Raw genomic sequence first — 9,316 nt, forward strand, 5'->3', positions numbered from 1 at the left:
AAGGAAAAAGGAGGAAAGAAGTCCTCATGGTCGTGATGAAAACCTCTATGACAAGGAAAAAAGATGAAGTCCTCATCACCGTGATGAAGACCTAGGTGACGAGAAAAAAAGGAGAGAGAAGTCCTCATGGTGGTAATGAAGACCTCAGTGACGAGGGAAGAGGAGGAGAGAAGTCCTCATCACCGTGATGAAGACCTCGGTGACGAGAAAAAAGGGAGAGAGAAGTCCTCATGGTGGTGATGAAGACCTCGGTGACAAGAAAAAAGGAGGAGAGGAGTCCTCATGGTCATGATGAAGCACTCTTTGACAATCAAAAAGGAGGAGAGAAGTCCTCATCGCCGTGATGAAGACCTCGATGACGAGAAAAAAGGAAGAGAGAAGTCCTCATGGTCGTGATGAAGACCTCATTGTCGAGAAAAAAGGAGGAGAGAAGTCCTCATGGTCATGATGAAGACCTCTGTGACAGGGAAAAAGGAGGAGAGGGGTCCTCATCGCCGTGATGAAGACCTCGGTGACGAGAAAAAAGGAGAGAGAGAAGTCCTCATGGTGGTAATGAAGACCTCGGTGACAAGGAAAAAGGAGGAGAGAAGTCCTCATGGTTGTAATGAAGACCTCGGTGACGAGAAAAAAGGAGAGAGAAGTCCTCATGGTCGATATGAAGACCTCTGTGACAAGAAAAAAGGAGGAGAGAAGTCCTCATCGCCGTGATGAAGACCTCAGTGACAAGAAAAAAGGAAGAGAGAAGTCCTCATGGTCGATATGAAGACCTCTGTGACAAGAAAAAAGGAAGAGAGAAGTCCTCATCGCCGTGATGAAGACATAGTGACGAGAAAAAAGGAAGAGGGTGGTCCTCATGGTCGATAGGACTTCGCCACCGGTATAATAATTCAAGTGACAACTTCATCGCCATCCAATCTTTAGGGGATAAAGCGCAAAGGCAATGTAAGGCTAATATTTCGAGGGACCTTTGGCAGTTACAAGTTACCCGAGAGTAAATGCTTATTCAAGCGATAAAATTATTCCCCTGCATTTCCAAAACTTAGTATAAAACTTATTTTTTTGGAAAAAATGTGAAGTAGGAATATGATTGGAGGTCTAAGGATGAAAAAGTTTATTACTGCAATAATCGCAATTGCTTTTACTTTTTCCGCATTTAGTCCTGTTGCAGGGGCGGAAGAAAAAAGTGTTCAACTTACTGAAAATGCTAGATCTGCTATATTGATTGAACGCGACACGGGTCAAGTGTTGTATGAAAAAAACGGACACGAAAAATTGCCTCCGGCGAGTATGACGAAAATCATGACAATGCTCTTAATTATGGAAGCTATTGATAAAGGTGAACTTACGTGGGATGAAAAAATCAGGACAAGTGAATATGCAGCCTCTATGGGGGGATCGCAAATTTTCCTTGAGCCTGGTGAAGAAATGACCACAGATGAAATGCTTCGCGGTATTGCGATTGCTTCTGGAAATGATGCTTCTGTCGCTATGGCAGAGCGTATTGCGGGATCTGAAGATGCATTTGTAGACAGAATGAATGCTAAAGCAAAGGATTTGGGACTAGAAAACACACTTTTCCAAAACCCTACAGGGTTACCGGCAAAAGATCATTACAGCACGGCAAATGACATGGCGGTAATGGCAAAAGAACTACTAAAATATGAAGGCATCACCAAATATACCGGTCAATATGAAGACTATCTCCGACAAGATTCTGAAAAGAAATTCTGGTTGGTGAATACAAATAAACTGGTAAGATTCTATCCTGGAGTAGATGGAGTGAAAACAGGATTTACACAAGAAGCAAAATACTGTTTAACAGCTACTGCCAAAAAAGACAACATGCGAGTAATTGCAGTTGTATTTGGTGCACCGACACCGAAAGACAGAAATGCTCAAATTACCAACATGCTGGATTTTGCATTCAGTCAGTACAAAACACACCCGATGTATGAACGAAACGTAGCCGTAGGTAGGGTGGAAATCAGTAAAGGTTCTGAAAAAGAAGTAGATGCTGTGACAAGCGAACCGATATCTGTACTCACAAAAAAAGGTGAAAATACCGATGACGTGGTGAAAGAAATTACATTGGATGAAAATGTGAAAGCCCCTGTGAAAAAAGGGGACAAAGTAGGAAAGATTGTCTTGAAAAAAGGTGGAAAGGTTCTTTCTGAGAGTGACCTTGTAGCTGCAAAAGACAGTAATGAGGCAAGCTGGTGGCAACTTTTCAAACGTTCCATGGGTCACTTCTCCAAGCTAGGTTAAATTCAAACAACCACCAAAATAGAACCTGTTTTTTTAGCGAATAAACACTAGTTTTGTCTGTAGGCAGGAAAACGGAAATAAAATATAGAAATTGACTCACTGAACAAAGTTTCCACAAGGGGGAAAGTGCAGTGAGTCTTACCGTTGATTTGGAAGTCAAACAAAATGTTCTTTGTGTACGTTTAGCAGGTGAATTGGACCACCATACAGCTGAAAATTTACGTAACCAAGCTACGGCTATAATTGAAAAACATCAGATCACTCATATTATTTTAAATTTGGAACAGTTGTCCTTCATGGACAGCTCAGGGCTCGGTGTCATATTGGGTCGTTATAAGCAAATTAAAAATAATGGGGGAGAAATGGTGGTTTGTTCTATTTCACCTGCTGTTAAACGTCTGTTTGAAATGTCCGGGCTATTTAAAATTATCCGTTTAGAAGAAAGTGAAGAAAACGCCCTGCAAAAATTGGGGGTGGCATAATGAAAAATCACATGAATCTTCAATTTTCTGCCCTAAGCCAAAATGAATCGTTCGCAAGGGTAACAGTAGCGGCTTTCATCATGCAATTGGATCCGACCATGGATGAATTGACGGAGATCAAGACAGTCGTTTCAGAAGCTGTAACAAATGCCATCATTCATGGTTATGACAATGACCCTAACGCCACTGTTTACATCTCTGTCGAACTTGAAGACGGAGCTGTCCATATCACCATCAGAGATGAAGGTATGGGAATTGATGATGTAGAGGAAGCTAGACAGCCGTTATATACTACTAAGCCTGAGCTCGAGCGTTCTGGTATGGGGTTTACCATCATGGAAAACTTTATGGATTATGTAGAAATTCATTCATCAAGAGAAACAGGCACCTCAATCCGTATGACCAAGTATTTAGCTAAGAGCAAAGCGCTTTGTAATTAAGGAGCTAAACCTATGGATGTTGAGGTTAAGAACCAAACACAAACATACCTAAAAGATCATGAAGTGAAAGAACTGATAAAAAGAAGTCAATCTGGCGAACAAGAAGCACGAGATACGATTGTGCAAAAGAATATGAGGCTTGTCTGGTCGGTGGTTCAGCGTTTTATGAACAGAGGCTATGAACCGGACGACCTGTTTCAAATTGGGTGTATCGGCTTATTAAAATCAGTGGATAAGTTCGACCTTTCCTATGACGTGAAGTTTTCCACCTACGCCGTTCCGATGATCATTGGTGAAATTCAACGATTCATCCGGGATGACGGAAGTGTGAAGGTTAGCCGCTCGTTGAAGGAAGTGGCGAACAAAATCAGAAAAGCGAAGGATGAATTATCCAAAAGGTATGGTAGAGTGCCGACCATCAATGAGATAGCGGAGTTCTTGGAAATCACAGCGGAAGAAGTGGTCCTTGCCCAAGAGGCTGCACGCGCTCCTTCCTCTATTCATGAAACTGTCTATGAAAATGATGGCGACCCTATAACACTTTTGGACCAAATCGCCGATCATTCCGAGCATCGCTGGTTCGACAAAATTGCCTTGAAAGAAGCCATTGAAGAGCTTGATGAGCGGGAGAAACTGATTGTATATTTACGTTACTATAAGGATCAGACTCAAACCGAGGTAGCACAACGGCTTGGTATATCCCAAGTGCAAGTAAGCCGATTGGAAAAGAAAATATTGCAACAAATGAAAGACCGTATGGATGAGTGATGTCCGTACGGTTTTTTTCTTGTGTACCAAACGTGGTAATTCTTGGTGTTCTTTTTTCCTTTGCATGGTAATTCTCCCACTAATCCATACTACATATACAATATCTTTTGGCAGGATGTGTTTGGAAGATGGATAAATCGCTATATGTTCGCCTTCGTCATCGTATTCAAGCTCGTCCAAATCAAATGATAAAAATCGAAGATGTTGCCCAGTTAGTAGCAGATACAGAAATTCTGGACAAGGTGCGGAATATTTACATTCATCAAATAAACATGAGTGATAAGTCCATCGTCGTGTTAGATGTAATGCGGTTGATTAAAGAGATTAGAAAAGTAGATGGAGAACTGGATATTCAGACCTTTGGGCCTGCTCAGACCATTGTGGAGGTTGTGTATAAGAAAAAACGATTCCGCCCGATGTTTTTTGCCGGTGTTTGGCTCCTGCTTTTTCTAGGTGCAGCACTAGCCATCATGAATTTTCATGAAGATGTTAGCATGCGGATCGTTCATCAAAAGATTTTTAAAACCATCACTGGCCTTGAGGATGACAAACCGCTTCTTCTTCAGATTCCCTATTCCATTGGCTTGGGTTTGGGGATGATATTATTTTTTAATCACGTTTTCCGTAAACGGATTAACGAAGAGCCAAGCCCCCTTGAAGTGGAAATGTTCAATTATCAACAGGACCTTGATCAATATGTAATTATGCATGAAAACAAGGAGAGCTCGAAGAAAATTGATGACGATTAATATCGTTTTTGTTGTATTTCTCGGTTTGGCTGGGGGGCTTGCTGTTGGATCTGGCTTTGTTGCGTTTCTTGCGGTGCTGGGGATCATACCGAGATTGACCCAATTGACCAAAACAACAAAGTTTGTGTATGGCTACGAATGGGGGGTAATTGGAGGCGCGTTGTTTGGAAGTTGGATAAGTTTAAACAGCGTGACTTTTCATCTTCCTTCTATCCTTGCGATACCAATTGGTTTGTTTTGTGGGGTGTTTGTTGGTTTACTGGCTGCAGCTTTGACGGAAGTGTTGAATGTGCTGCCGATTTTGGCAAAAAGAATCGGGGTGGATGGTCAGATGGCAATTCTTTTAATGGCCATTGTGTTCGGAAAAATAATTGGTTCATTATATCACTGGCTAGTGTTTGTCAATTTGTAGGAGGCAGGACAATCATGAGTGAAAAAATTAAGGATAATTATAAAAATAACATTAAAAAATATCAGCCTAAAACACCTTACGTTATTAATTGTGTGAAGGCTTTTCTTGTAGGGGGGCTGATTTGTTTGATTGGCCAAGGTATTCAGAATTTTTACATGACGGTGTTTAATTTTTCTGAAAAAAATGTAGGCAACCCTACTGTAGCTACACTTATTCTAATATCTGCCTTACTAACAGGTCTTGGCATTTACGATAAACTGGGTCAATTTGCTGGCGCCGGTTCTGCAGTGCCTGTAACTGGCTTTGCTAATTCCATGACAAGTGCAGCAATGGAACACAGAAGTGAAGGCATCGTACTTGGAGTGGCGACAAATATGTTTAAGCTAGCAGGCAGTGTAATAGTTTTTGGAGTGGTTGCTGCTTATGTGGTTGGCATGATCAGATATCTATTAAATATGAGCTTTACTGGTTAGGGGGTAAAAGTAGTGCGACTTACGGGAAAACAAAGTTGGGTATTCGAACATCCAATCTATATCAGTTCAACTGGGACCGCAGTTGGACCGAAAGAAGCAGAAGGACCCCTTGGTTCCTTGTTTGATAAAACATATGATGAGCTCCACTGCGGTGAAGATAATTGGGAGCTTGCAGAGAGAAGACTGATGGAGCAGTCCGTTCAAACATGTCTTAATAAAGTGAATCTAGAATATAAGGACATTGACTTTTTCCTTGCCGGAGATTTACTCAACCAGAATGTAACGGCTAATTATGTGGCAAGGCACCATCAAATTCCATTTCTATGTATGTTTGGTGCTTGTTCTACCTCGATGGAAACATTGGCAGTCGGTGCAGCGCTTGTGGACGGTGGCTTTGCAAACAGGGTGCTTGCCTCCACCAGCAGCCATAATGCCACTGCAGAAAGGCAGTTCCGCTATCCGACTGAATATGGCGGGCAAAAACCAGATTCTGCAACTTTTACTGTAACAGGCTCCGGTACTGCGCTAGTCAGCAAAGAGCCAAGCCCAATACGCATTACCTCAGCGACCATTGGAAGGGTAATGGATCTCGGCATTACAGACCCATTCGACATGGGTTCTGCCATGGCACCTGCAGCAGCTGATACCATTCAAGCACATTTTCAAGATTTAAATGTGAATCCTGATACATATGACTTGATTGTGACAGGCGACCTATCTGGTGTTGGTAGTCCTATTCTGAAAGAACTTCTAAAAGAAGAAGGCTATGATATCACGGTGAAGCATAGTGATTGCGGGTTGATGATTTTTAGGCCGGATCAAGAGGTTTTTGCTGGGGGAAGCGGTTGTGGATGTTGTGCCGTTGTAACTTACGCCCATCTAATTAATGAACTAATGACCGGCATGATCAATAAGGTACTTGTAGTCGCAACAGGAGCATTGCTAAGCCCTACAATGATTCAGCAAAAGGAATCGATTCCAACGATTGCCCATGGAGTGGTGTTAGAGAGGGTGGGACCATAATGGAATATCTAATAGCGTTTGTAGTGGGCGGACTGATTTGTGTTATTGGGCAACTATTACTGGATTTTGCCAAGCTTACACCTGCGCATGTGATGAGTACATTTGTTGTTGCTGGGGCAATCCTCGACGGTTTTGGAATATATGATAAGCTGATTGACTTTGCTGGTGCAGGTGCAACCGTACCCATTACAAGCTTTGGTCATTCCTTATTACATGGTGCCATGCATCAGTCAGAGAAACATGGCTTTATCGGGATTGGAATGGGGATATTTGAATTAACCTCTGCGGGAATTTCAGCTGCCATTCTGTTCGCTTTTATCGCCGCACTTATCTTTAAACCGAAAGGGTAGATAGATGTGATTACAAAACGGGTCATCTTAATAACGGATGGAGATGTATATGCCAAGAAGACGATACAGCTTGTTGCTAAACATTATGGTGGCAGATGTATTTCCGCTTCCTTTGGAAATCCTACCCTATTAAGTGGGGAGGAGTTAGTAAAGCTGATATTGCAGGCGAAAAGTGAACCCGTTTTTGTAATGTTTGATGACAGCGGTTTTCTTGGAGAGGGGGCAGGAGAGAGGGCTCTTCGTTATGTTGCCACCCATAAACAAATTGAAGTATTAGGAGTAATCGCTGTTGCTTCTAAAACACATCAATCGGAATGGACAAGAGTGCACCTGACAGTTGATCGTGATTTAAAAGTCTCCTCTTATGGAGTTGACAAAAGTGGAATACAGGAAATGGATATTGGAAGAATAAATGGAGATACCGTGTATTGTTTAGATGAATTGCATTTTCCGCTTATAGTCGGAATAGGCGATATAGGCAAGATGGCAAGGAGAGATGATGTAAAACGAGGAGCTCCCATTACCAGCAAAGCGGTCGAAATCATTTTAGAGAGGAATGGGTATGATGTCTCACAATGGAATGGAAAAAGTACCGATATCACCGAAGCTGACGAATAATGAAAAATTTTTCAAAGACGAGGTTGGGCTAAATGTCAGCTTTGACCTTGGCGTAAGGAAGTTCACCATTCTTGGAAAAGAGCTGAACCTCTATTATGTTAATGGTCTTTGTGACACAATGTTTATCATTGAACTTATGGAAGAATTGCTTCATATCAATGATTTTGAAAAAAAGACTTACAAAGTAAAAGAAATTGTTAACAATCGTTTGGTAAATCAGCAAGTTAACAATATTGAGTATATGGATGAAGTTGTCGACCAAGTGCTTAGCGGACTCGTAGTCATCTTGCTTGAAGGCGAAGACAGCGGCTTTGTCATTGATACTCGTGCATACCCAGGAAGAAGTCCAGAAGAGCCTGATACAGAGAAAGTGGTCAGGGGAGCTAGGGATGGGTATGTTGAAAATATTATTGTCAACACGGCGCTAACACGAAGAAGAATAAGAGATGAGCGGCTTCGATACGAAATTTTTCAAGTAGGTGAACGATCAAAAACAGACATTTGTCTTGCGTACATAAAAGATGTAGCAGACCCTGATTTGGTAGATATAGTTCGTAAAGAAACGAAAAATATTGATATAGACGGGCTGACCATGGCAGATAAAACGGTAGAAGAGTTTATTGTAAAACAAGGCTACAATCCATTCCCACTTGTACGTTACACAGAGAGGCCTGATATTGCAGCGACTCACCTGTTAGAAGGCCATGTCATTGTGATGGTAGATACGTCCCCAAGTGTCATCATCACCCCGACTACATTCTTCCACCATGTACAACATGTAGAGGAATACCGGCAGTCTCCAGCAGTTGGTACTTTTGTCCGCTGGGTCCGCTTTTGCGGTATCTTTGCTTCTTTGTTCCTTTTGCCACTTTGGTTTTTAATGATTTTGGAACCAAGTCTACTTCCGGAACAGATAAGTTTTATCGGACCAAATGAAGAATCCAATATCCCTGTTGTCTTTCAAATCTTTCTTGCAGATATAGGAGTAGAATTCTTAAGGCTGGCAGCCATTCACACACCAACCGCGCTTTCTACAGCGATGGGGTTAATTGCCGCTGTGTTAATTGGACAAATTGCCATTGATGTGGGCCTATTCGTACCAGAGGTTATTCTATACGTTGCGGTAGCAGCAATTGGCTCATTTACAACCCCAAGTTATGAACTAAGTGTCGCCAATAAAATAATGCGATTGTCACTTTTAGTTCTGGTTGCGCTATTCCACGTACCAGGATTGGTTGTCGGGATCACATTATTAATATTATTCCTTGCAGGAACTCGTTCGTTGAATACGCCATACTTATGGCCATTCATACCATTCAGTCCAAAAGCATTGCTCATGATCCTTGTAAGAAGAAGTACACCGGGTGCAAAAATTCGTCCGAGTATCGTTCATCCTAGAAATCGTTTTAGACAACCTCAATAACAAACTAGTAAGAATATTCGCTTGATAGAGGCATTCATGTGTGGTAAAGTTTAGTTTAATCAAGTACAGAATGAAAGAGTTTGTAGACAGCTAAAGATTCTGTTTAGCTGTCTTTTGCTTAAACTTTTGGCTCTGTTAAAGCATATTGTTGATTTTTGCAGCAAACTAGCTGTTGATTGAAGCAATAGGCGAAGACTCCTGAGGGAGATAGCGTTTAGGGGAGACCCCGCAGGCGCTTTTCCGAGGAGGCTCCCCAAACGCCCCTAGGAAAGCGAAGCCTAGTGCGGAAATCAACAGCGGTGTTTAACAGAGC

At 41.9% G+C, this 9,316-nt stretch carries 12 protein-coding genes; all 12 read left to right on the forward strand.

Features of this window, described 5'->3' with window-relative positions; genetic code table 11:
- Positions 1 to 438: 438 nt before the first annotated feature.
- The 12 genes from HC179_RS00635 (at position 439) to HC179_RS00690 (ending at position 9,003) form a co-directional block, all read left to right on the forward strand.
- Positions 439 to 708 (forward strand): hypothetical protein, encoded by a 270-nt coding sequence (locus tag HC179_RS00635; protein WP_168862587.1) that lies wholly within the window; start codon positions 439 to 441, stop codon positions 706 to 708.
- Between the two features lie 393 nt (positions 709 to 1,101).
- Positions 1,102 to 2,265: a D-alanyl-D-alanine carboxypeptidase family protein gene (locus HC179_RS00640; protein ID WP_168862588.1), complete on the forward strand. Its 1,164-nt coding sequence runs from the start codon at positions 1,102 to 1,104 to the stop codon at positions 2,263 to 2,265.
- Between the two features lie 131 nt (positions 2,266 to 2,396).
- The gene (spoIIAA, locus tag HC179_RS00645) at positions 2,397 to 2,747 is read left to right on the forward strand and encodes an anti-sigma F factor antagonist (RefSeq protein WP_060667032.1); all 351 of its coding nucleotides are present in this window, start codon (positions 2,397 to 2,399) and stop codon (positions 2,745 to 2,747) included.
- Positions 2,747 to 3,187 (forward strand): anti-sigma F factor, encoded by a 441-nt coding sequence (spoIIAB, locus tag HC179_RS00650; RefSeq protein ID WP_010194390.1) that lies wholly within the window; start codon positions 2,747 to 2,749, stop codon positions 3,185 to 3,187. Before spoIIAA ends, spoIIAB begins: the two co-directional genes overlap by 1 nt.
- Before the next feature lie 12 nt (positions 3,188 to 3,199).
- The gene (sigF, locus tag HC179_RS00655) at positions 3,200 to 3,955 is read left to right on the forward strand and encodes an RNA polymerase sporulation sigma factor SigF (RefSeq protein ID WP_010194391.1); all 756 of its coding nucleotides are present in this window, start codon (positions 3,200 to 3,202) and stop codon (positions 3,953 to 3,955) included.
- 128 nt (positions 3,956 to 4,083) lie between these two features.
- On the forward strand, positions 4,084 to 4,704 hold the full coding sequence (locus HC179_RS00660) for a stage V sporulation protein AA (RefSeq protein WP_168862589.1): 621 nt from the start codon (positions 4,084 to 4,086) through the stop codon (positions 4,702 to 4,704).
- Complete coding sequence (locus HC179_RS00665; protein ID WP_148988479.1) at positions 4,694 to 5,116, forward strand: stage V sporulation protein AB; 423 nt, start codon at positions 4,694 to 4,696, stop codon at positions 5,114 to 5,116. Before HC179_RS00660 ends, HC179_RS00665 begins: the two co-directional genes overlap by 11 nt.
- A gap of 14 nt (positions 5,117 to 5,130) precedes the next feature.
- Positions 5,131 to 5,589 carry a stage V sporulation protein AC gene (spoVAC, locus tag HC179_RS00670; protein WP_168862590.1) on the forward strand — a complete coding sequence of 153 codons (459 nt, stop codon included), beginning with the start codon at positions 5,131 to 5,133 and terminating at the stop codon, positions 5,587 to 5,589.
- Positions 5,590 to 5,601: 12 nt separating this feature from the next.
- The gene (gene spoVAD / locus HC179_RS00675) at positions 5,602 to 6,612 is read left to right on the forward strand and encodes a stage V sporulation protein AD (protein WP_168862591.1); all 1,011 of its coding nucleotides are present in this window, start codon (positions 5,602 to 5,604) and stop codon (positions 6,610 to 6,612) included.
- On the forward strand, positions 6,612 to 6,962 hold the full coding sequence (spoVAE, locus tag HC179_RS00680) for a stage V sporulation protein AE (protein ID WP_148988299.1): 351 nt from the start codon (positions 6,612 to 6,614) through the stop codon (positions 6,960 to 6,962). Before spoVAD ends, spoVAE begins: the two co-directional genes overlap by 1 nt.
- Positions 6,963 to 6,968: 6 nt before the next feature.
- Positions 6,969 to 7,580, forward strand: a complete 612-nt coding sequence (gene spoVAEA / locus HC179_RS00685; RefSeq protein ID WP_168862592.1) for a stage V sporulation protein SpoVABEA — start codon at positions 6,969 to 6,971, stop codon at positions 7,578 to 7,580.
- On the forward strand, positions 7,528 to 9,003 hold the full coding sequence (locus HC179_RS00690; protein WP_168862593.1) for a spore germination protein: 1,476 nt from the start codon (positions 7,528 to 7,530) through the stop codon (positions 9,001 to 9,003). Before spoVAEA ends, HC179_RS00690 begins: the two co-directional genes overlap by 53 nt.
- The last annotated feature ends 313 nt before the right edge of the window (positions 9,004 to 9,316 follow it).

It is taken from the genome of Bacillus sp. RO1 (assembly GCF_012524115.1).
GTDB lineage: Bacteria > Bacillota > Bacilli > Bacillales > Bacillaceae_I > Sutcliffiella_A.

What these genes read in the sequence shown, in the direction of transcription:
- spoIIAB (WP_010194390.1), top strand. Translation starts at nt 2,747, where the DNA reads ATGAAAAATCACATGAATCTTCAATTTTCTGCCCTAAGCCAAAATGAA.
- HC179_RS00640 (WP_168862588.1), top strand. Translation starts at nt 1,102, where the DNA reads ATGAAAAAGTTTATTACTGCAATAATCGCAATTGCTTTTACTTTTTCC.
- spoVAE (WP_148988299.1), top strand. Translation starts at nt 6,612, where the DNA reads ATGGAATATCTAATAGCGTTTGTAGTGGGCGGACTGATTTGTGTTATT.
- HC179_RS00690 (WP_168862593.1), top strand. Translation starts at nt 7,528, where the DNA reads ATGTCTCACAATGGAATGGAAAAAGTACCGATATCACCGAAGCTGACG.
- sigF (WP_010194391.1), top strand. Translation starts at nt 3,200, where the DNA reads ATGGATGTTGAGGTTAAGAACCAAACACAAACATACCTAAAAGATCAT.
- HC179_RS00665 (WP_148988479.1), top strand. Translation starts at nt 4,694, where the DNA reads ATGACGATTAATATCGTTTTTGTTGTATTTCTCGGTTTGGCTGGGGGG.
- spoVAC (WP_168862590.1), top strand. Translation starts at nt 5,131, where the DNA reads ATGAGTGAAAAAATTAAGGATAATTATAAAAATAACATTAAAAAATAT.
- HC179_RS00660 (WP_168862589.1), top strand. Translation starts at nt 4,084, where the DNA reads ATGGATAAATCGCTATATGTTCGCCTTCGTCATCGTATTCAAGCTCGT.
- HC179_RS00635 (WP_168862587.1), top strand. Translation starts at nt 439, where the DNA reads ATGGTCATGATGAAGACCTCTGTGACAGGGAAAAAGGAGGAGAGGGGT.